At 59.6% G+C, this 22,374-nt stretch carries 17 protein-coding genes and 4 tRNA genes; 5 read left to right on the top strand and 16 right to left on the bottom strand.

What is annotated here, in order from left to right:
• Position 1: 1 nt before the first annotated feature.
• The 5 genes from asd to leuC form a co-directional block, all read right to left on the bottom strand.
• Positions 2 to 1,114, bottom strand: a complete 1,113-nt coding sequence (gene asd / locus JFU47_RS27260; RefSeq protein ID WP_033061853.1) for an aspartate-semialdehyde dehydrogenase — start codon at positions 1,112 to 1,114, stop codon at positions 2 to 4.
• 69 nt (positions 1,115 to 1,183) lie between these two features.
• Positions 1,184 to 2,266, bottom strand: a complete 1,083-nt coding sequence (leuB, locus tag JFU47_RS27255; RefSeq protein ID WP_140679641.1) for a 3-isopropylmalate dehydrogenase — start codon at positions 2,264 to 2,266, stop codon at positions 1,184 to 1,186.
• 70 nt (positions 2,267 to 2,336) lie between these two features.
• Positions 2,337 to 3,095 carry a class I SAM-dependent methyltransferase gene (locus JFU47_RS27250; RefSeq protein WP_201186988.1) on the bottom strand — a complete coding sequence of 253 codons (759 nt, stop codon included), beginning with the start codon at positions 3,093 to 3,095 and terminating at the stop codon, positions 2,337 to 2,339.
• Positions 3,096 to 3,252: 157 nt separating this feature from the next.
• Positions 3,253 to 3,897, bottom strand: coding sequence for a 3-isopropylmalate dehydratase small subunit (leuD, locus tag JFU47_RS27245; RefSeq protein ID WP_201186986.1), 645 nt, complete (start codon positions 3,895 to 3,897; stop codon positions 3,253 to 3,255).
• A 10-nt stretch (positions 3,898 to 3,907) separates the two neighbouring features.
• The gene (gene leuC / locus JFU47_RS27240; RefSeq protein WP_201186984.1) at positions 3,908 to 5,326 is read right to left on the bottom strand and encodes a 3-isopropylmalate dehydratase large subunit; all 1,419 of its coding nucleotides are present in this window, start codon (positions 5,324 to 5,326) and stop codon (positions 3,908 to 3,910) included.
• A gap of 153 nt (positions 5,327 to 5,479) precedes the next feature.
• Between leuC and JFU47_RS27235 the strand changes: the two genes are divergently transcribed.
• Both JFU47_RS27235 and JFU47_RS27230 read left to right on the top strand, forming a co-directional pair.
• Complete coding sequence (locus tag JFU47_RS27235) at positions 5,480 to 6,370, top strand: LysR family transcriptional regulator (RefSeq protein WP_123365489.1); 891 nt, start codon at positions 5,480 to 5,482, stop codon at positions 6,368 to 6,370.
• A gap of 66 nt (positions 6,371 to 6,436) precedes the next feature.
• On the top strand, positions 6,437 to 9,715 hold the full coding sequence (locus tag JFU47_RS27230; RefSeq protein WP_201186981.1) for a bifunctional diguanylate cyclase/phosphodiesterase: 3,279 nt from the start codon (positions 6,437 to 6,439) through the stop codon (positions 9,713 to 9,715).
• Between the two features lie 46 nt (positions 9,716 to 9,761).
• On the opposite strand, the gene JFU47_RS27225 is transcribed toward JFU47_RS27230, so the two are convergent.
• The 10 genes from JFU47_RS27225 to gltX all read right to left on the bottom strand — a co-directional run bounded on the left by JFU47_RS27225 (position 9,762) and on the right by gltX (position 15,726).
• Positions 9,762 to 10,208: an Hsp20 family protein gene (locus tag JFU47_RS27225; protein WP_140893592.1), complete on the bottom strand. Its 447-nt coding sequence runs from the start codon at positions 10,206 to 10,208 to the stop codon at positions 9,762 to 9,764.
• 120 nt (positions 10,209 to 10,328) lie between these two features.
• A complete protein-coding gene (locus JFU47_RS27220) occupies positions 10,329 to 11,288 on the bottom strand; it encodes a tRNA dihydrouridine synthase (protein ID WP_095128599.1) in 960 nt (319 codons plus the stop codon).
• A gap of 165 nt (positions 11,289 to 11,453) precedes the next feature.
• Entirely contained in the window at positions 11,454 to 11,903 is a 450-nt protein-coding gene (locus JFU47_RS27215) for an acyl-CoA thioesterase (protein WP_056744388.1), read from the bottom strand.
• 47 nt (positions 11,904 to 11,950) lie between these two features.
• Positions 11,951 to 12,784 (bottom strand): alpha/beta fold hydrolase, encoded by an 834-nt coding sequence (locus JFU47_RS27210; protein WP_140893593.1) that lies wholly within the window; start codon positions 12,782 to 12,784, stop codon positions 11,951 to 11,953.
• 31 nt (positions 12,785 to 12,815) lie between these two features.
• Entirely contained in the window at positions 12,816 to 13,355 is a 540-nt protein-coding gene (locus JFU47_RS27205) for a TetR/AcrR family transcriptional regulator (RefSeq protein WP_008028313.1), read from the bottom strand.
• Positions 13,356 to 13,538: 183 nt separating this feature from the next.
• A tRNA-Glu gene (locus JFU47_RS27200) sits at positions 13,539 to 13,614 on the bottom strand.
• A gap of 80 nt (positions 13,615 to 13,694) precedes the next feature.
• Positions 13,695 to 13,770 (bottom strand) — tRNA-Ala (locus tag JFU47_RS27195).
• 53 nt (positions 13,771 to 13,823) lie between these two features.
• Positions 13,824 to 13,899 (bottom strand) — tRNA-Glu (locus JFU47_RS27190).
• A 79-nt stretch (positions 13,900 to 13,978) separates the two neighbouring features.
• Positions 13,979 to 14,054 (bottom strand) — tRNA-Ala (locus JFU47_RS27185).
• A 190-nt stretch (positions 14,055 to 14,244) separates the two neighbouring features.
• Positions 14,245 to 15,726: a glutamate--tRNA ligase gene (gene gltX, locus JFU47_RS27180; RefSeq protein ID WP_123365480.1), complete on the bottom strand. Its 1,482-nt coding sequence runs from the start codon at positions 15,724 to 15,726 to the stop codon at positions 14,245 to 14,247.
• A 218-nt stretch (positions 15,727 to 15,944) separates the two neighbouring features.
• Between gltX and JFU47_RS27175 the strand changes: the two genes are divergently transcribed.
• Positions 15,945 to 16,994 (top strand): HlyD family secretion protein, encoded by a 1,050-nt coding sequence (locus JFU47_RS27175; RefSeq protein ID WP_201186979.1) that lies wholly within the window; start codon positions 15,945 to 15,947, stop codon positions 16,992 to 16,994.
• Positions 16,984 to 18,534 (top strand): MDR family MFS transporter, encoded by a 1,551-nt coding sequence (locus JFU47_RS27170; protein WP_201186977.1) that lies wholly within the window; start codon positions 16,984 to 16,986, stop codon positions 18,532 to 18,534. The genes JFU47_RS27175 and JFU47_RS27170 overlap by 11 nt, the downstream gene beginning before the upstream one ends.
• Before the next feature lie 91 nt (positions 18,535 to 18,625).
• On the opposite strand, the gene uvrB is transcribed toward JFU47_RS27170, so the two are convergent.
• Entirely contained in the window at positions 18,626 to 20,641 is a 2,016-nt protein-coding gene (uvrB, locus tag JFU47_RS27165) for an excinuclease ABC subunit UvrB (protein WP_201186975.1), read from the bottom strand.
• Positions 20,642 to 20,979: 338 nt separating this feature from the next.
• On the opposite strand from uvrB, the gene JFU47_RS27160 reads away from it, so the two are divergent.
• Positions 20,980 to 22,176: an amino acid aminotransferase gene (locus JFU47_RS27160; protein WP_201186973.1), complete on the top strand. Its 1,197-nt coding sequence runs from the start codon at positions 20,980 to 20,982 to the stop codon at positions 22,174 to 22,176.
• Positions 22,177 to 22,374: the final 198 nt, after the last annotated feature.

Here is a 22,374-nt window from a genome sequence, read left to right as displayed (position 1 = left end):
ATCAACGCTCAAGCAGGATCCGCAGCATGCGACGCAGCGGTTCGGCCGCGCCCCACAGCAGTTGGTCGCCGACGGTGAACGCGCCGACGTACTGCGTGCCCATGTTCAGCTTGCGCAGACGACCAACCGGTACGTTCAGGGTGCCGGTGACTTTCGTCGGGCTCAGTTCCTGAATGCTGGCTTCGCGGCTGTTCGGGACCAGTTTGACCCAAGGGTTGTGCTGGCTGATCAGCCCTTCGATGTCGGCGATCGGCACATCTTTGTTCAGCTTGATGGTCAGCGCCTGGCTGTGGCAGCGCATGGCGCCGATACGCACGCAGATACCATCGACCGGGATCGGGCTCTTGAAGCGACCAAGGATCTTGTTGGTCTCGGCCTGGGCCTTCCACTCTTCGCGGCTCTGACCGTTTGGCAGTTCCTTGTCGATCCACGGGATCAGGCTGCCGGCCAGCGGTACGCCGAAGTTTTCGGTCGGGTACGCGTCGCTGCGCATGGCTTCGGCCACACGGCGGTCGATGTCGAGGATCGCGCTGGCCGGGTCGGCCAGTTGATCGGCGACAGCGGCATGGGTCGCGCCCATTTGCTTGATCAGTTCGCGCATGTTCTGCGCGCCGGCACCGGAGGCCGCCTGATAGGTCATGGCGCTCATCCACTCGACCAGACCGGCTTCGAACAGACCGCCCAGCCCCATCAGCATCAGGCTGACGGTGCAGTTGCCGCCGATGTAGTTCTTGGTGCCCGCGTCGAGCTGCTGGTCGATGACCTTGCGGTTCACCGGGTCCAGCACGATCACCGCGTCATCCTGCATGCGCAGGCTGGAAGCGGCGTCGATCCAGTAACCCTGCCAGCCGGCTTCGCGCAGTTTCGGGAAAACTTCGCTGGTGTAGTCGCCACCCTGGCAGGTCAGAATCACGTCGAGGGTTTTCAGCTCATCAATGCTGTAAGCGTCCTTGAGCGGAGCAATGTCCTTGCCCACGGACGGGCCTTGACCACCGACATTGGAAGTGGTGAAAAACACCGGCTCAATAAGATCGAAATCCTGCTCTTCCAGCATCCGCTGCATGAGCACGGAACCGACCATACCGCGCCAACCGATCAGACCTACACGTTTCATCGCAACTACACCTTCTTTAAAAAGTGGGCCGCTGCTTTCAAGAGTGAAAGTTGCAGCGGGCCCGAGAGATTACAGATTCCGCAGCGCGGCGACTACTGCGTCACCCATTTGCTGCGTACCGACTTTAGTGCAACCGTTCGACCAGATGTCGCCAGTGCGAAGGCCCTGGTCCAATACCAGACTGACGGCCTTTTCGATGGCATCGGCCGCGTCCTGCAGATTGAAGCTGTAACGCAACATCATCGACACCGACAGAATCGTCGCCAACGGGTTGGCAATGCCTTTGCCAGCGATGTCCGGCGCCGAACCATGGCACGGCTCGTACATGCCTTTATTGTTGGTATCCAACGACGCCGACGGCAGCATGCCGATGGAACCGGTGAGCATCGATGCCTGGTCGGACAGAATGTCACCAAACAGGTTGTCGGTAACGATCACGTCGAATTGCTTCGGTGCGCGCACCAGTTGCATCGCGGCGTTGTCGACGTACATGTGGCTCAGTTCGACTTCAGGGTAATCCTTGGCCACTTGCTCGACGATTTCACGCCACAGTTGACTGGACGCTAACACGTTGGCCTTGTCCACCGAACACAGTTTCTTGTTACGAACCATGGCCATGTCGAAACCGACACGGGCGATACGGCGGATTTCGCTTTCGCTGTACGGCAGGGTGTCGTAAGCCTGACGCTCGCCGTTTTCCAGGGTGCGAACGCCACGTGGCGCGCCGAAGTAGATGCCGCCGGTCAGTTCACGGACGATCAGGATGTCCAGGCCAGCCACGATTTCAGGCTTCAAGCTCGAAGCCTCGGCCAGTTGCGGGTACAGGATCGCCGGACGCAGGTTGCCGAACAGGCCCAGTTGCGCACGAATTTTCAGCAGGCCGCGCTCAGGACGAATGTCACGCTCGATGGTGTCCCATTTCGGGCCGCCCACCGCGCCCAGCAGTACAGCGTCGGCCGCGCGTGCACGGTCCAGGGTTTCGTCAGCCAGCGGCACACCGTGTTTGTCGATGGCAGCGCCACCGATCACGTCATGGCTCAGCTCGAAGCCCAGGCTGTACTTGTCGTTCGCCAACTCCAGCACCTTGACCGCTTCGGCCATGATTTCCGGGCCAATACCGTCACCTGGGAGAATCAGAATCTGCTTGCTCATGCTTTCCTCATGTCATCAGTCGGCGTGCCCTGGGGTCGCGGGTCAGCCGGGAAAAATTCTATTGCTCGGCTTATCGTTCAGCCATCAGCACCAGCACATCGGTACTGAACGAACCATCGGCCTCAATCTCAAAATATTCGCGCACTTCATTGCCCATCGATTTCTGCAACTCGAGGATTGCCGCACGCATCACCTCTGGTGTACGCATGCGCTCGACCCAAGAGGTGTACTCCAGTCGCAGCCGTTGACGGGTGGTGCTGCGGGTATGCAACCCCGCTTCGCTGACCTGACGCAACCACTCACCGGCGGAATAATCGCGCACATGGCTGGTATCGCGCAGCACTTCGACGCTTTGCAGGTAAGTGTCGAACAACGGACTGCCCGGTGACAAAACGTCGATGAACGCCGCCACGCCGCCCGGCTTCAGCACCCGGCGAACTTCTCGCAGGGCCAGGCCGAGATCGCTCCAATGGTGCGCCGAATAACGGCTGAAGACGAAATCGAACTCACCATCGGCGAACGGCAGGCGCTCGGCGGCACCGTTGACCGTGGTGACATTGCTGTAACCGCGATCAATCGCCGCTGCGGCCACCACGTCGAGCATTTGCTGGGACAGGTCGTAAGCCACCACTTCTTTCACTAACGACGCCACATGGAAACTCACGTGACCGGCGCCGCAGCCCAAGTCCAGCACCCGGGCATCGCCCTGCCCGGCCAGTTCAGCCTGTAGCAGCGCGAATTCGGTGCCTTGAGCGTGAACGGCGCTGCTCAGGTAGGCCGAGGCCTGTTCACCGAATTGCTTTTGTACGACTTGGCTGTGCTGGGTCATGGGGACTTCCTTTTTGGGGTTTTGCCTTGTGGTGTCTATCCGAGCCTCATCGCGAGCAAGCTCGCTCCCACAGGGGTTTTGTGAACGACGCAAATCCTGTGTGGGAGCGAGCCTGCTCGCGAAGAGGCCCGCCCTGTCTACATCAATCTCGGATCAATCAAACGTCACGAAACAACCAAGGCTGACTCGCCCGGTGCTTGCTTTCAAACGACGCAATCGCCTCGTGATCCATCAATGTCAGACCAATATCGTCGAGGCCATTCACCAGGCAATGCTTGCGGAACTCGTCAAGTTCAAAGTTGTAGACCTTGCCATCCGGACGGGTCACGGTCTGGGCTTGCAGGTCGACCGTCAACTCGTAACCCGGATTGGCTTCAACCTGCTGGAACAACTCATCCACTTCAGCGTCGCTCAAGATGATCGGCAACAAGCCGTTCTTGAAGCTGTTGTTGTAGAAGATGTCGGCGTAGCTCGGCGCAATGATGCTGCGAAAACCGTACTCTTCCAGCGCCCACGGCGCGTGTTCACGGCTGGAGCCGCAACCGAAGTTCTCGCGGGCCAGCAGCACGCTGGCGCCTTGATAACGCTCGGCGTTGAGGACGAAATCCTTGTTCAGCGGACGCTTGGAGTTGTCCTGGTAGGCATAGCCCACGTCCAGGTAGCGCCATTCGTCAAACAGGTTCGGACCAAAACCGGTGCGCTTGATCGACTTCAAGAACTGCTTCGGAATAATCTGGTCGGTGTCGACGTTGGCACGGTCCAAGGGGGCGACCAAACCGGTGTGTTGGGTAAAAGCTCTCATGTGCGGTTCCTCAGATCAGTTCGCGAACGTCGATGAAACGACCGTGGACGGCAGCCGCCGCGGCCATGGCCGGGCTGACCAGGTGCGTACGGCCACCGGCGCCCTGACGCCCTTCGAAGTTGCGGTTGGAGGTCGAGGCGCAATGCTCGCCCGACTCCAAGCGGTCCGGGTTCATCGCCAGGCACATCGAGCAACCCGGTTCACGCCACTCGAAACCGGCTTCGAGGAAAATCTTGTCCAGGCCTTCGGCCTCGGCTTGCGCCTTCACCAGGCCCGAGCCCGGCACCACGATGGCTTGCTTGATGGTCGAAGCGACTTTACGGCCCTTGGCGATCACCGCCGCAGCGCGCAAGTCTTCGATCCGCGAGTTGGTGCAGGAACCAATGAAGACGCGGTCCAGTTGAATATCGGTGATCGCCTGATTGGCGCTCAAACCCATGTATTTCAAGGCACGTTCGATGGAACCGCGTTTGACCAGGTCCATTTCCTTCGCCGGATCCGGCACATTCTGATCAACCGCCAGGACCATCTCGGGCGATGTGCCCCAGCTGACTTGCGGCTTGATCTGAGTAGCGTCGAGCTCGACCACGGTGTCGAACACCGCATCGGCGTCGGACACCAGGTCTTTCCAGGCTTCGACCGCCAAGTCCCATTCCGCGCCTTTCGGAGCAAATGGACGACCCTTGACGTAAGCCACGGTTTTTTCGTCGGCAGCCACCAGGCCAACACGAGCGCCGGCTTCAATGGACATGTTGCAGATGGTCATGCGGCCTTCGACGGACAAATCGCGAATGGCGCTGCCGGCGAACTCGATGGCGTGGCCGTTACCGCCGGCGGTGCCGATCTTGCCGATGACGGCGAGCACGATGTCCTTGGCGGTCACGCCGAACGGCAACTTGCCCTCGACCGACACCAGCATGTTTTTCATTTTCTTGGCCACCAGGCATTGCGTGGCGAACACGTGCTCGACCTCGGAAGTCCCGATGCCGTGGGCCAATGCGCCAAACGCGCCGTGGGTCGAGGTGTGCGAGTCGCCGCAGACCACGGTCATGCCCGGCAAGGTGGCACCCTGCTCCGGACCGATCACGTGAACGATGCCCTGACGCACATCATTCATCTTGAATTCAGTGATGCCATATTCGTCGCAGTAGTCATCGAGGGTCTGAACCTGCAGGCGCGAGACCTGATCGGTAATCGCTTCAATGCCGCCCTTGCGATCTGGAGTGGTCGGAACGTTGTGGTCCGGGGTGGCGATGATCGAGTCGACGCGCCAAGGCTTGCGCCCGGCCAGACGCAGGCCTTCGAAAGCTTGGGGCGAAGTCACTTCATGGATGATGTGGCGGTCGATATAGATCAGCGACGACCCATCGTCGCGCCGTTTCACTTCATGGGAATCCCAAAGCTTGTCGTAAAGCGTTTTGCCGGCCATCAGACGGTCCTCATCAGCTTGCTTCTATTTTCTATGCCTTGGGTCGTGCACGGTTCAATAGCCCCTTGGCTTGTGAGGTCGATCCTAGGGGGTTACATTAAATAACTCAAATTCATATTTTTTATGCTTTGGATAACCAACTGGAATACCACAATGGATCTGGCCAACCTCAATGCTTTTATCGCGATTGCCGAGACCGGTAGCTTCTCCGGCGCTGGCGAACGGCTGCACCTGACACAACCGGCCATCAGCAAGCGCATTGCCGGGCTGGAACAGCAATTGAAGGTGCGCCTGTTCGATCGCCTGGGACGTGAAGTGGGCCTGACCGAAGCCGGACGCGCCTTGCTGCCGCGGGCCTATCAGATTCTGAATGTGCTGGATGACACCCGCCGCGCCCTGACCAACCTGACCGGCGAAGTGACCGGTCGCCTGACGCTGGCCACCAGCCACCACATCGGCCTGCACCGCTTGCCCCCCTTATTAAGGGAGTTCACCCGACGTTACCCGCAAGTGGCGCTGGATATTCAGTTCCTCGATTCGGAAGTGGCCTACGAAGAAATCCTCCATGGCCGCGCCGAACTGGCGGTCATCACCCTGGCGCCGGAGCCCCACGCACTGGTCAAGGCCACGCCGGTGTGGGACGACCCGCTGGACTTCGTGGTCGCCCCGGAGCACTCGCTGATCAGCCACGGCCCGGTCAGTCTGGCGGACATTGCCCTGCACCCGGCGGTTTTTCCCGGCGGCAACACCTTTACTCACCACATCGTCCGGCGCCTGTTCGAAGCTCAAGGCCTGACGCCGAACATCGCCATGAGCACGAATTATCTGGAAACCATCAAGATGATGGTCTCGATCGGCCTGGCCTGGAGCGTGTTGCCGCGCACCATGCTTGATGAACAAGTTGCACGAATACCTTTGCCGGGCATACAACTCACTCGCCAGCTAGGCTATATCCTGCACACCGAACGGACGCTGTCGAATGCGGCACGGGCTTTTATGGCCCTGCTGGATGCACAAATCGATCTGCCAGGGACTAAAGGCTAAGTTGTGCTACTCCTATAGAGCCGAGAAAACCTGTGCCTAACGCCTAATTCAGCCCAAGGCTTGCCAATGCCGAAATCTGTTGACCGTATTCCGACGATGCCGCGTATACAGGCGCTTGACCCAAAACGGTCCGAGCAGAGCTGGGAAAGCGCCCCACAATTGCTGGCCGCCCTCAACGGTGCACATTTGGGTGCCTGGTATTGGGACATCGAGCGTGGGCAGATCAGTTGGTCGCGGGGTACCCAGGCCCTGTTCGGCTTCGATCCCCGGCAACCGCTGCCGGCGGATCTGGAATACCTCGACTTGCTGCCGCCAGAGGATCGGGCGAAAACCATTCGCGCCTTCGACGCGGTGATCGCCGGCGCCCCGCTGGAACAGGCGATGCATCACCGCATCCGCTGGCCCGACGGCAGCCTGCACTGGCTGGAGATCAACGGCAGCCTGCTGCCGGACAAACACGGCCGGCCACGGATGATTGGCGTCATCCGCGAAATCACCCACCAGCGTCAGCGCGAACAGGCGTTGAGCAGCTCGGAAAAACGCTTCGCCACGCTGTTCCACCTGTGTCCGAACATGGTCCTGCTGACTCGCCAGGAAGACGGCCTGATCAGCGAAGCCAACCAGTATTTCGAAAGCCTGTTTGGCTGGCCAGTACAGGACGCCATCGGTCGCACCACCCTGGAACTGGGCCTCTGGGTGCATCCGGAGCAACGGGCGCAACTCGTCAAAGCCACCAAGGCCAAGGGCGAACTGATCAACATGGAGGTGCAATTTCGTGCCAGCAACGGCCAGATCCACGACGGCATCCTCAGCGCGCAAAAGGTCGAGCTCGAAGGTCAGCCTTATCTACTGAGTACGTTCCTTGACACCACTGAACGCAAAGCCGCCGAACATGCCCTGAAAGACAGCCAGGAGCGCCTCGACCTGGCGCTGGATTCAGCGCAACTCGGCACCTGGGACTGGCACATTCCCAGCGGCATGCTGTACGGCTCGGCTCGCGCCGCCCAACTGCACGGGCTGGAAGCCATTCCTTTCCATGAATCCTTCGACGATTTTTTTGAAGGCGTGCCCGGCGAAGAGCGCGACACCATGCGCGATGCCTATCGCAGCCTGCGAGAAGGTCCTGCCGGCAATTATCAACTGACCTACCGCGTACAACTGCCGGACGGCAGCTCGCGCTACCTGGAAAGCCGCGCCCGACTCTATCGCGATGAAAACGGTGCCCCGCTGCGCATGGCCGGCACCCTGCTCGACATCACCGATCAGGTGGAGCGGGAGCAGCTGCTGGTGGCGTCCGAAGAGAAGTTCGCCACCCTGTTCCAGGTCAGCCCGGACCCGATTTGCGTGACCCGTCAGGACACCGGCCAATTTATCGAGATCAACTCCAGCTTCAGCCAAACCTTCGGCTGGAGCGCCACCGATGTGATTGGCCGCGGCGCCGACGAAATCGGCCTATGGGACGCTTCGGCGCAAAGCCTGCGACGGATCGAGCAGGTCATCCGCGAACAGGGTCTGAACAACGTGGCGATCCTCGTTCAGCACAAAGACGGGCAAGCCCTGACCTGCGTGATTTCCAGCCGTCAGATCAGCGTCGGCGACCAGCCGTGCATCGTCACCACCCTGCGCGATATCACTCAGCAGCAACGCTCGGAAGCTGCGCTCAAGGCCAGCGAAGAGAAGTTCGCCAAGGCCTTCCACTCCAGCCCCGACGCCATCACCATCACCGAGCGCGACACCGGGCGTTATCTGGAGGTTAACGATGGCTTTTGCCGCCTGACCGGCTACCGCGCCGATGAAGTGGTGGGTCGCACGGTGTATCAGGTCGGCATCTGGGCCGAGGAAAAACAACGTTCGGCGCTGCTCGCCGAACTACAGATCAAGGGCCGGGTGCATCACCAGGAAATGCTCGGGCGCAATAAACGCGGCGAGTTGCTGACCGTCGAAGTCTCGGTAGAACCGATCACCCTCAACGAAACCGCCTGCCTGCTGCTGACCGCGCGTGACGTCAGCCTGCTGAAAAACGCCGAAGCGCAGATCCGTCACCTGGCCTACCACGACCCGCTGACCAACCTGCCCAATCGCGCCCTGCTGATGGATCGCCTGAGCCAGCAGATTGCCCTGCTCAAGCGCCACAACCTGCGCGGCGCCCTGATGTTTCTCGACCTCGATCACTTCAAGCACATCAATGATTCGCTCGGTCATCCGGTGGGCGATACCGTGCTGAAAATCATCACCGCGCGCCTCGAAGCCAGTGTGCGCATGGAAGACACCGTCGCGCGTTTGGGCGGTGACGAATTCGTGGTGCTGCTCAGCGGGCTCGAAGGCTCGCGCAACGAGGTCAGCGAGCAAGTCCTGCAACTGGCGGATACCTTGCGTGAACTGCTGTCGGAGCCGATGTTCCTCGACGGACAACGCCTGCAAGTAACCCCGAGCATCGGCATCGCGCTGATTCCCGATCACGGTTCGACCCCGACCGACCTGCTCAAACGCGCCGACATCGCCCTCTACCGGGCCAAGGATTCGGGCCGCAACACCACGCAGATGTACCACAACACCATGCAGAAGGCGGCGAGCGAACGCTTGCGCATGGAAACCGACCTGCGCCTGGCCCTTTCCCGGGGTGAGTTCCGCGTGCATTACCAGCCTCAGGTCGACGCGCGAAACAACCGCATCGTCGGCGCCGAGGCGCTGGTGCGCTGGAACCATCCGGAACTCGGTGCGCAATCGCCCACCGAGTTCATCAAGGTGCTGGAGGACAGCGGGCTGATTCTGGAAGTCGGCACCTGGATCGTCGACGAGGCCTGCAGCGCCTTCAAACAACTGATCGCCAATGGCCTGGTCGATCCGCTGGACTTCAGCCTGTGCGTGAACATCAGCCCGCGGCAATTTCGCCAGAACGATTTCGTCGAACGCATCGAACACAGCCTCGCCAGCCACGGTCTGCCCTGCTCGCTACTGAAACTGGAAATCACCGAAGGCATCGTGATCCAGAACCTGGAAGACACCATCAACAAAATGCGGAACCTGAAAAAACTCGGCGTGAGTTTCGCCATGGACGATTTCGGCACCGGTTATTCCTCGCTGACCTACCTCAAGCGTCTGCCGGTCGACACCCTGAAAATCGACCAATCGTTTATCCGCGACGCCACCACCGACCCCAACGACGCCGAGATCATCCGCGCCATCGTTGCCATGGCCCGCAGCCTGGAATTGAAAGTGATTGCCGAAGGGGTAGAGACGCCGGAGCAGCTCGAATTCTTGCAGGGGCTGGGCTGCCATTTTTATCAGGGGTATTTGCACAGCCCGCCGCTGCCGGTGGAGGATTTCCAGAAGTTGCTCAAGTGACGAGCACAAAAAAGGGCGCCAGTGGCGCCCTTTTCATTGCTCTGCCTTAGTGCTGCAGCGCTGGCTTTTGCGTCCCGTTGATCGGGATGCGTTTGGCTTTCGCCTCTTCCGGTATCACCCGCAACAGGTCGATGCTCAACAAACCGTTGCTCAGGCCGGCGGCCTTGATTTCGATATGGTCGGCCAGACGGAAGGACAGTTTGAAGGCACGCTGTGCGATGCCTTGGTACAGATAAGTGACGTCTTCATTCGCGTCACGTTTGCCGCCACTGATGGTCAGCACACCTTTTTCCACTTGCAGCTCCAGGTCTTCTTCCTGGAATCCGGCGGCCGCAACGACGATGCGGTATTGGTCGTCGCCGTGTTTTTCCACGTTGTAAGGTGGGTAGGTGCTGCCTGGCTCGTTGCGCAGGGCGGTTTCGAACAGGTCATTGAAACGGTCGAAGCCTACCGAGGAACGGAACAGCGGTGCCATGGAAAATGCAGTACTCATGATTCAAATCTCCTGAAACATATCAGCAAGTTTTTTTGTCTCCGCGACCCGAATTCGGCATCGCGTAATCCTTAAATAAGGACCGCTGATTGCTTTTCAAGAGATTATTTACAGATTTTTTCAGGCTGCTTCGGACACCTGAAGACCCAGTAAACGCGAGACCTGATCCAGTTCGGTCTCACGACGCAGGACGGTGAACAGCTCGACCGCTTCGGGATAATTGCGGGTCAGCATCGCCAGCCACTGCTTCAAGCGACCCGGCGATTGGCGCGCCGTCATCTGCGCCTTGGCTTGCAGCCAGAAGTCCTGAATCAATGGCAGCAGCTCGGCCCAGGTCATCTCGACGACGTCCTCACCGGCCCGCGCCATTGCGATTTGCCGTGCCAGGTCCGGGCGCGACACCAGGCCACGACCGAGCATGATGTCCTCGACGCCGCTGATTTCGCGGCAACGACGCCAGTCTTCGACGCTCCAGATGTCGCCGTTGGCGAACACTGGAACCTTGACGACATCCTGCACCCGGGGGATCCATTCCCAATGGGCCGGCGGTTTGTAGCCGTCAGTTTTGGTCCGTGCATGAACCACGATGTGCGCCGCGCCCCCTTCGGCCAGGGCCGTGGCACACACCAGCGCACCGTCCGGGCTATCGAAACCCAGGCGCATCTTGGCAGTCACCGGAATGTGCGCCGGAACGGCACGACGCACGTGTTCGACGATCTGGTTCAGCAGCTCAGGCTCTTTGAGCAGCACGGCGCCGCCACGGGACTTGTTCACAGTCTTGGCCGGGCAGCCGAAGTTCAAGTCGATCACCTCAGACCCCAGCTCGCAAGCCAGCGCAGCGTTTTCCGCCAGGCATACCGGATCGGAACCGAGCAGCTGCACCCGCAGCGGCACGCCGGATGCGGTGCGGGCGCCGGTCAGCAGTTCCGGGCCGAATTTGTGGTAATAGGCAGGCGTGAGCAGTTGATCGTTGATCCGAATGAACTCGGTCACGCACCAATCGATACCGCCCACACGGGTCAGCACGTCCCGCAGGATGTTGTCGACCAACCCCTCCATGGGCGCCAAAGCAATTTGCATGAAAAACACACTCAACGAAAAACGTGCGGCAGTTTACTGGGTTCAGAGAAAATCTGCAGAACATCGCAGATCAACTGTGGGAGCGGGCTTGCTCGCGAAGGCGGCGCGTCAAACAACTTATGTTTCGACTGATACACCGCTTTCGCGAGCAAGCCCGCTCCCACATTAGATTTTGGTCGTATCCAACATCTGCAACGCCGGGCCGTAGCCTTCGATGAACTCCGCTGGCATGCGCTTGGGCTTGCCGGTCGACAGCTCGATGCAGACGAAGGTGGTCTGCGCCCGCAGCAACGTGGTGTTGTCGCTGGGGCGTTTCAACTGAAAGTGTCGGGTCATTTTCAGACGTTGGTCCCAATCGACGATCCAGGTCGCCAATTGCAACTCATCGCCTTCATAGGCGGCCGCCAGGTAATCGATCTCGTGCCGTACCACCGCCATCGCCCGATCCAGTCGACGATACTCGACCAGGTCCAGGCCAAGCCGCTGGGAGTGGCGCCAGGCACAGCGTTCGAGCCAGGTCACGTACACCGCGTTGTTCGCGTGACCCAACCCATCGATGTCCTCTGCGCCGACTTCCAGATCAATGATAAATGGCGTTGCCCGATCCCAGCCCATGCCCCACTCCCGGTCAGAAAATTTCACCGGGGCAGTGTAACGGATGCTCAGGCCGATTGGCGCGATTGCAGACTGCGACCGGCGAGCAACGAGAGAACGCCTTCGATCACTCGAGGGTCAGCCAATACCCGCTGATGCCCCCCCTCTTCCAGGCGCAACAGACGGCTGTCAAACCAGGCCTCGTTGATCAGCTGCGATTCCTTGACCGGAACGTAGCAGTCGTCTTCGGCATGAACGATCAGGCCGGGCATGTCGAGCTGATAGTGCGCGACATCCAGTGCCGCAGCGCGCATGCCGACGTCTCTTTCGACCTGACGAATGAACGCCGAGCGGGCTTTCGGTGGCAGCCGAACATAGCGGGCGAAACCGCGCAATACGCCGAGAATCCGCGCCGGAGCAGCGATAGTGACCAGGGTTTCGGTACGCAAGCCCAACTGAACGGCGAGCATGGCACTGGCGCCGCCCATGGAGTGGCCAATGACGGCTTGCAGCGGTGGCAACTCGGCAGCGGCCTCAAGCATGGCCCGGGCGAACAGCACCACATTGGCCTCGCGACCCGGCGAGCGACCGTGGGCCGGACCGTCCAGCGCAACCACGGTGTAACCGGCATCGACCAGCGCGGTGATAAGACTGGCAAACTGAGTCGGCCGGCCTTCCCAACCGTGCATCAGCAACACGGCGGGACCTTGCCCCCAACGCAGCGCCGAGAGACCGAAGCGCAGGGTGATTCGCTCGGACTTGGCCAGCAGCGGCAATTCCCAATCACGCGGCGGCAGTTCCCGCGGCGTCATGAATGCCAGTCGCATTTTGCTCGCGACCAGTTTCGGTGCGAACCAGCCCAAGGTGCCATTAACGCCACGAACCCACTTCAACGTGCTCATCGCTCTCACTCCTCAGGCTAATGCCTTTAGGTCACAGCACCGCAGACTTGGCGGCGCGCAGCAATCGATCGGACAATTCTCCTGGCCCCAACGCGCGAGCCAAAGCCAAACCACCGACCATCAAGGCCATGTCGGCCAAGGCTTTGTCGGTGTCTTCCGGGCTGGCCGCCAACTGCGCAACCATCATTTCCACATGCTCATTCAACGCCACACGAAACGCGTCCGGCAGGCGGCCCAGCTCACCGACAGAAGCCGGAATCGGACAGGCTGACTCAGAGGAATCACGGTGTTTGCGCGACAGATAAAACGCAGCAACGAGCGCGCGACGTTCTTCGCCGGTCAATTCGGCGTCCATGTCGGCGATCAAGCCACGGCGATGACCGAGCAGTTGCTTGAACGCTTCCAGCATCATCGCGTCCTTGCTTTCGAAGTGTGCGTAGAAGCCGCCGACGGTCAGGCCGGCCGCGCCCATCACTTCGCCCACGCTCGGTTCAGCCGGGCCGCGCTGAATCAGCGCTGCGCTGGCAGCCTTGAGGATGCGTTCGCGGGTTTGAGCTTTTTTATCGTTCATCGTTGCCTCCGAATATTACGACTAGAATATTATTCTCATAATAATTTTACGCAAGTCGTGGATGTGACCGCTGGTCTGAAGAACAGTTTGAAAGAATTAGGGAATTTGGCCAAACGCCAGACAAACAAAAGGGCCATTCAATAATTGAATGACCCTTATAAAATCCCGCAGAGCGGGTAATCGTGGCGTCCCCTAGGGGACTCGAACCCCTGTTACCGCCGTGAAAGGGCGGTGTCCTAGGCCACTAGACGAAGGGGACGCAAAACCTTCTATACAACTGACCAGTGCTGAGAGCTGATCGATTCAAGGCCGGTGTGGCCAGACCTTGAATTGTAAAATTGGTGGAGCTAAGCGGGATCGAACCGCTGACCTCCTGCATGCCATGCAGGCGCTCTCCCAGCTGAGCTATAGCCCCGGATTTTTCGCCTCGCGGCGGAGCGACATCTTGCAACATCGCTTCTGTAAAACTGGCGTCCCCTAGGGGACTCGAACCCCTGTTACCGCCGTGAAAGGGCGGTGTCCTAGGCCACTAGACGAAGGGGACGCAAACCCTTCTATACACCTGATCACCGCTGAGTGGTGATCGCTTCAAGACCGGTGTGGCCAGACCTTGAAGTGTAAATTGGTGGAGCTAGACGGGATCGAACCGTCGACCTCTTGCATGCCATGCAAGCGCTCTCCCAGCTGAGCTATAGCCCCTCATCGCTGAGGACGGGGCGAATCTTAATGGCGCATCGGAAAGCTGTCAAACTTATTTTTAAAATATTTCAAAGTTTTTTGCCGACATAACAATCACTTACCGCCCTCCCCCTGAAAAACCGGGGTGGCGCCGAAGAGCAGGATCAAAAGATCACAGCCTTCGGCAGCTCCTGCGCAGGATCAAACAACCTTAGGCGATGTTGCCCAAGAGTTTTTCCCACTCTTTGTTTTCCTTCTTCGACACGCCACCGAGCAGGTCGATCGCCTGGCGCAGACGGAAACGGGTCAGGTCCGGGCCAAGAATTTCCATCGCATCGAGCACCGACACCGAACTGGCCTGGCCAGTGATCGAAGCAAACATCAGCGGCATGGCGTCACGCAACTTCAGCTCCAGGGATTCGACCACCGCTTGAATCGTTGCGGTGATGCTGTCCTTCTCCCACTGCCGCAGGCTTTCCAGCTTCCACAGGATTAACTGCATCAACTGACGCACCTGATCGCCCGACAGCTTCTTGGATTCAAACAGCTTGGCGTCCGGGTTCACGCCACCGGCGAAGAAGAAACCGGCCAGCGGTGCGACCTGGCTGAAGGTTTCAACCCGACCCTGCACGTGTGGCGCGATCTTCATCATGTATTCCGGGTTCAGCGCCCATGTTTGCAGGCGCGAAGCGAACTCTTCCACCGGCAGGTCACGCAGCCATTGGCCGTTGAGCCACGACAGCTTCTCGATGTCGAAAATCGGCCCGCCGAGGGAGACGCGGCTCAGGTCGAAGTTGTCGACCATTTCCTGCAGCGAGAACTTCTCGCGTTCGTCCGGCATCGACCAGCCCATGCGACCGAGGTAGTTGAGCATCGCTTCCGGCATGAAGCCCATGCGCTCGTAGAACGTCACCGAGGTCGGGTTCTTGCGTTTGGACAGCTTGCTCTTGTCCGGGTTACGCAGCAGCGGCATGTAGCACAACTCGGGTTGTTCCCAGCCGAAGTACTCGTACAGCAGAATCAGTTTCGGCGCCGACGGCAGCCACTCTTCGCCGCGCAGAACGTGGGTGATGCCCATCAAGTGGTCATCGACGACGTTGGCCAGGAAGTACGTCGGCAGGCCGTCGGTCTTCATCAGCACTTGCATGTCCATACGATCCCACGGGATCTCGACGTCGCCACGCAGCATGTCCGGCACCACGCAAACGCCTTCGCTCGGCACCTTCATGCGGATCACGTGCGGCTCGCCGGCAGCCAGGCGACGATCGACTTCTTCCTTGGACAGCAACAGCGCACGGCCGTCGTAACGCGGGGTTTCGCCGCGGGCCATTTGCTCGGCGCGCATCTGGTCGAGTTCTTCGGCCGTACAGAAGCACGGGAAAGCGTGGCCCATTTCGACCAACTGCTGGCAGTACTTCTGATAGATGTCGCCACGCTCGCTCTGACGGTAAGGACCGTGCGGGCCGCCAACATCCGGGCCTTCGCTCCAGTCGATACCCAACCAGCGCAGGGCGTCGAAAATCTGTTGTTCGGACTCGCGGGTCGAACGCAATTGGTCAGTGTCTTCGATCCGCAGGATGAACTCACCGCCGTGCTGCTTGGCAAAGCAGTAGTTGAACAAAGCGATGTAAGCGGTACCTACGTGGGGGTCCCCGGTAGGCGATGGCGCGATGCGAGTGCGGACGGTGGTCATGGCAAGTCTCGAAATGAAGATAAAACAAAGGGCGAATGGTAACAGGCGTTGCCCGCCCGGCTCCAGTGAGCAGGGCATTTAAGCCAAGGTTGCGTCTACAACGGGCTCTAGCTTCAGTGAATGGCCGATTATCAGCCGATGGCATTTACCCATCATTCGCTGTATGCCAGATTCGACCGCTGATAACTTCCTTACAATTTCTCGACTACAGTCTGCCCATGCCTGCCCAACTCAAGCGTCGCCTGTTTATTTTCCTGTTGATCGTCCTGCTGGTTGCCGGGGGCTTTTTTGCCCAGTGGTTCTTCAAGGGACGGTTTTATGAAAGCACCGACAACGCTTATGTCCAGGGTGAGATCACCCGCGTGTCGAGCCAACTGGGCGCACGTATCGATCAAGTACTGGTGCAGGACAACCAGCACGTCGAGAAAGGCCAGCTGCTGATCAAGCTCGAAGGCGATGACTTCCACCTCGCCGTCGACCGCGCCAATGCCACCCTCGCCACCCGCGAAGCCGAACGCCTGCAAGCCCGAAGCAAACTGACTCAGCAAGCCAGTCTGATCGCCGCCAGCGAGGCGCAAGTCGCATCCAGCCAGGCCAGCCTCGGTCGTTCGCAGATCGATTTGTCTCGTGCGCAAACCCTGCGCAAACCCGGCTATGTCTCGGAAGAACGGGTGACCACCCTCTCCGCCGACAACCACATCGCCCGCTCGCAAGTGACCAAGGCCCAGGCGGACGCACAAAGTCAGCGCCAACAAATCAACTCCCTGACCGCCGAGATCAAACGCCTCGACGCCATGATCGCCAACGCCAAAACCGATCTGGCCCAGGCCGAACTGAACCTGACCCGCAGCGAAATCCACGCGCCCATCAGCGGCCTGATCGGCCAGCGCGCCGCCCGCGAAGGCCAATATGTGCAGACGGGCGCTTACTTGATGTCGATCGTCCCGGATCAGGACATCTGGATTCAGGCCAACTTCAAGGAAACCCAAATCGGCCACATGCAGCCCGGCCAAACAGCCGAGCTGACGTTCGATGCCTACAGCAACACGCCCATCGAAGCACGAGTCGACAGCCTGTTCGCCGCCTCGGGCGCGCAGTTCAGCCTGTTGCCGCCGGACAATGCCACCGGCAACTTCACCAAAGTCGTACAACGGATTCCGGTAAAGCTGACCTTCGCCGCGAACAATTCGCTACAAGGCAAGATTCGTCCGGGCATGTCGGTCACCGCTAAAGTGAACATCAAAGACGCCCCTGACGATGGCCGGTGATCAACTGATCCGTCCGGTCGGCGAACCGAGCCGGCGGGACTGGATCGCGGTAATGAGCGTGATGCTCGGCGCCTTCATGGCAGTGCTCGACATCCAGATCACCAACTCGTCGCTCAAGGATATTCAGGGGGCGCTGTCGGCGACCCTGGAAGAAGGCTCGTGGATTTCCACCTCGTACCTGGTGGCTGAAATCATCATGATCCCGCTGACGGCGTGGCTGGTGCAGTTGCTCTCGGCGCGACGGCTGGCGGTGTGGGTGTCCCTCGGGTTTCTCGCCGCTTCCCTGCTCTGCTCCATGGCCTGGAGCCTGGAAAGCATGATCGTCTTCCGCGCCTTGCAGGGTTTCACCGGCGGCGCACTGATCCCGCTGGCGTTCACTCTCACTCTGATCAAACTCCCCGAACATCACCGCGCCAAAGGCATGGCGATGTTTGCCATGACCGCGACGTTCGCGCCTTCCATCGGCCCGACGCTGGGCGGCTGGCTGACCGAGAACTGGGGCTGGGAATACATCTTCTACATCAACATTCCGCCGGGCCTGATCATGATCGCCGGTCTGATGTACGGCCTGGAGAAGAAAGAAGCCCACTGGGAACTGCTGAAAAGCACCGACTACCTGGGGATTCTCACGCTGGGCGTCGGCCTCGGTTGTTTGCAAGTGTTTCTGGAGGAAGGCCATCGCAAGGACTGGCTGGAATCGAGCCTGATCGTAACCCTGGGCAGCATCGCGCTGGTCAGCCTGATCACCTTTGTGATCGTGCAGACTTCCAAGCCCAATCCGCTGATCAACCTCGGCATTCTGCGCAATCGCAACTTCGGTTTATCAAGTATTTCCAGTGTCGGGATGGGTGTCGGATTGTACGGCTCGATCTACCTGTTGCCGCTGTACCTGGCGCAGATCCAGAACTACAACGCTCTGCAGATTGGCGAAGTGATCATGTGGATGGGCGTGCCGCAGCTGTTTCTGATTCCGCTGGTGCCGAAGCTGATGAAGTACGTCTCGCCGAAATGGCTGTGCACGTTGGGTTTCGGGCTATTTGGACTGGCGAGTTTTTCATCGGGGGTGTTGAACCCGGACTTCGCCGGGCCGCAGTTCAATCAAATCCAGATCATCCGCGCGCTGGGCCAGCCGCTGATCATGGTGACCATTTCGTTGATCGCCACGGCGTACATCCTGCCGCAGGACGCGGGGTCAGCGTCGAGTCTGTTCAACATCCTGCGCAATCTGGGCGGCGCGATTGGCATCGCCCTCCTCGCCACGTTGCTGGATGCGCGAACCAAGACCTACTTTGATTATTTACGTGAAGCGATTGTGCCGACCAACCCGCAGGTGGCCGAACGCATGGCGTCGCTGACGGATCGGTTTGGCAGTGAGACGGCAGCGCTGGGCAAGCTCAGTGAAATTGCGCATCAGCAGGCGTCGATCATGGCTTACAACGATGCGTTTCACTTTGTCGGGATTGCGCTGGGGATCAGCATGCTGGCGGTGTTGTTGACCAAGGCGTTGCCGGCGGGGCTTAAGGCTGGCGAGGCACATTAATACCGAGGCGCGCCATTCGCGAGCAGGCTCGCTCCCACAAGATCCAGCGTGATCCCTGCTCGCGAAGAGGCCCTCACAACCACCAAAAAACTCAGACGGTGATCAACCGATCCCGCAGCTTGCCAATCTCATCGCGCATCTGCGCCGCCGCTTCGAACTCCAAATCACGCGCCAGCTGATACATCTTCTCTTCCAAGGCTTTAATGCGCTTGGCGATCTCGCCCGGTGAGCGCAGTTCGGCTTCGTACTTGGCGCTTTCCTCGGCGGCCTTGGCCATGCCTTTGCGCTTCTTGCTGCGCGAACCCGGCACGGTGGCGCCTTCCATGATGTCGGCAACGTCCTTGAACACACCTTTGGGTGTGATGCCATTGGCCAGGTTGAAGGCAATCTGCTTGTCGCGACGACGCTCGGTTTCGCCGATCGCGCGCTCCATGGAACCGGTGATGCGATCCGCATAAAGAATCGCCCGACCATTGAGGTTGCGCGCCGCCCGGCCAATGGTCTGGATCAGCGAGCGCTCGGAACGCAGGAAGCCTTCCTTGTCCGCATCGAGGATCGCCACCAGCGAGACTTCCGGCATGTCCAGACCTTCACGCAGCAGGTTGATCCCCACCAGCACATCGAAGGTGCCCAAACGCAGATCGCGGATGATTTCGACCCGCTCCACCGTGTCGATGTCCGAGTGCAGATAACGCACCCGCACGCCGTGGTCGGCCAGGTAATCGGTCAAGTCTTCAGACATGCGTTTGGTCAGCGTGGTGACCAGCACCCGCTCTTCCAGCGCGACGCGCTTGCCGATTTCCGAGAGCAGATCGTCGACCTGAGTCAGCGCCGGGCGGATTTCGATTTGCGGGTCTACAAGGCCTGTCGGGCGGACCAGTTGCTCGACCACACGACCGGCGTGCTCCGCCTCGTAATTGCCTGGCGTGGCCGAGACAAAGATCGTCTGCGGGCTGATGTTTTCGAACTCGTCGAAGCGCATCGGCCGGTTATCCAGCGCGGATGGCAGGCGAAAACCGTATTCCACCAGCGTCTCTTTACGGGAACGGTCGCCCTTATACATGGCGCCGACCTGCGGCACGCTGACGTGGGATTCGTCGATCACCAGCAAGGCATCGGCCGGCAGGTAATCGAACAAGGTCGGCGGCGCTTCGCCGGACGCACGGCCCGACAGGTAGCGCGAGTAGTTTTCGATGCCGTTGCAGTAACCCAGTTCGAGGATCATCTCCAGGTCAAACCGGGTGCGCTGCTCGAGGCGTTGCGCTTCCACCAGTTTGTTGTTGGTGCGCAGGTAGTCCAGGCGCTCCTGAAGCTCAACCTTGATTCCTTCGATGGCGCCGAGCAGGGTTTCCCGTGGCGTCACGTAGTGGCTTTTCGGATAGAAGGTGAACCGCGGCAGCTGCCGGGTCACTTCGCCGGTCAGCGGATCGAAAGCGGAAATCTTCTCGACTTCGTCGTCAAAGAGCTCGATGCGGATCGCCTCAAAATCGGATTCCGCCGGGTGGATATCGATCACATCGCCGCGGACCCGGAAGGTCGCCCGGGCAAACTCCATGTCGTTGCGGGTGTATTGCAAGTCCGCCAGACGACGCAGCAACGCACGCTGATCGAGCTTGTCGCCACGATCCACGTGCAGAACCATCTTCAAATAGGTTTCCGGACTGCCCAGACCGTAGATGCACGACACGGTGGTGACGATGATCGCGTCCTTGCGTTCCAGCAACGCCTTGGTCGCGGACAGGCGCATTTGCTCGATATGGTCGTTGATCGACGCATCTTTCTCGATGAAGGTGTCCGACGACGGCACATACGCTTCGGGCTGGTAATAGTCGTAGTAGGAAACGAAGTACTCGACGGCGTTGTTCGGAAAGAACGCCTTGAACTCACCGTACAACTGCGCGGCCAGGGTCTTGTTGGGTGCCAGCACCAGGGTTGGACGTTGAACCTGGGCGATCACATTGGCGATGCTGAAGGTCTTGCCCGAGCCGGTCACACCGAGCAACGTCTGGTGCGCCAGCCCGGCTTCGATGCCCTCGACCATCAGGCGGATGGCTTCCGGCTGATCGCCGGCGGGCTCGAAGCGGGTGACTAGCTGGAATTCAGACATGAAAAACCTCTGGGTTCGCGCCTGTCCGGGCGAACCGGGCAGCAACGGGAAAGACCGCAAACGACCGATGTCGCCCGAGGAAAAAACTGGATTGTGCTCAATGTGGAGCCGATTGCCCGCGCTTTCAAGGCAAACGTCCTACATCGGGTAAAAGCTTTGACGATACCAATCGACTAACGGTCGAAAAATAATCGGAAAAACTTACCGTAAAAGCCGAATCGTCTGTCGCCATCGATCGCAGATGGCCTCTATACTAGCTCCCCGTTTGTGCACCGCTCTAGTGCATTCGGCTGGAGCGCGACACGTCCCTCCACATTCCATTCAGAGCCGCCGCAAAAATGAGCCTGTTCTCCGCTGTCGAAATGGCACCACGCGATCCAATCCTGGGCCTCAACGAAGCATTCAACGCCGATACCCGTACCAACAAGGTCAACCTGGGGGTCGGTGTTTACTGCAACGAGGAGGGGCGAATTCCACTCCTGCGCGCCGTTGTCGAAGCCGAGACGATTCGCGTCGCTCAACACGCTTCCCGTGGCTACTTGCCAATCGACGGCATTGCCGCCTATGACCAGGCCGTACAGAAACTGCTGTTTGGCAATGACTCGCCACTGATCGCCGCTGGTCGCGTCATCACCACCCAAGCCGTTGGCGGTACTGGCGCACTGAAAATCGGTGCCGACTTCCTCAAGCAACTGCTGCCGAACGCCGTCGTGGCGATCAGCGACCCGAGCTGGGAAAACCACCGCGCGCTGTTCGAAACCGCCGGTTTCCCGGTGCAGAACTATCGCTATTACGATGCCGCGACCCACGACGTGAACCGTACCGGTTTGCTGGAAGACTTGAACGCCCTGCCGTCCGGCTCCATCGTTGTCCTGCACGCTTGCTGCCATAACCCAACTGGCGTGGACCTGAGCCCGGCGGACTGGAAAAACGTTCTGGAAGTCGTGAAAGCCAAAGGTCACGTGCCGTTCCTCGACATGGCCTATCAGGGCTTTGGCGATGGCATCGACGAAGACGCCGCTGCCGTGCGTCTGTTCGCTGAATCGGGCCTGACCTTCTTTGTCTCCAGCTCGTTCTCCAAATCCTTCTCGCTGTACGGCGAGCGCGTGGGCGCCCTGTCGATCGTCAGCGAATCGAAAGAAGAAAGCGCGCGCGTGCTGTCGCAAGTCAAACGCGTGATCCGCACCAACTACTCCAACCCGCCGACCCACGGTGCAAGCATCGTCGCCGCTGTCCTGAACAGCCCGGAACTGCGCGCCCAGTGGGAAGAAGAACTGGCTGAAATGCGTCTGCGGATTCGCGGCATGCGCATCCAGATGGTTGAGCAGCTGGCGAAGCAAGCGCCACAGCGTGATTTCAGCTTTGTCGGTCGTCAACGCGGCATGTTCTCCTACTCCGGCCTGACGGTTGAGCAAGTGACCCGCCTGCGCAGCGAGTTCGGTATCTATGCCCTGGACACCGGCCGCATCTGCGTGGCCGCGTTGAACCAGAACAACATTGATGTTGTGACCAAGGCCATCGTTGCGGTGATCTGAGTCGCCCGGTGATACGAAAAACGGGAAGCCAATAGGCTTCCCGTTTTTTATTTGTCTCAGATAAATCCCAGCGTAGCGAACGACCGCTCTAGACTGCACGCAGATCAAAATGTGGGAGCGAGCCTGCTCGCGAAAGGCGTCGTGTCAGCCAACATCATTGTTGAATGTTGTACCGCATTCGCGAGCAGGTCGGATCGC

This window comes from Pseudomonas sp. TH39(2020) (assembly GCF_016650715.1).
Lineage (GTDB): Bacteria > Pseudomonadota > Gammaproteobacteria > Pseudomonadales > Pseudomonadaceae > Aquipseudomonas > Aquipseudomonas mandelii_C.
Note: the sequence above shows the minus strand (reverse complement) of the source record. Positions and strands in the feature narration are given on the sequence as shown.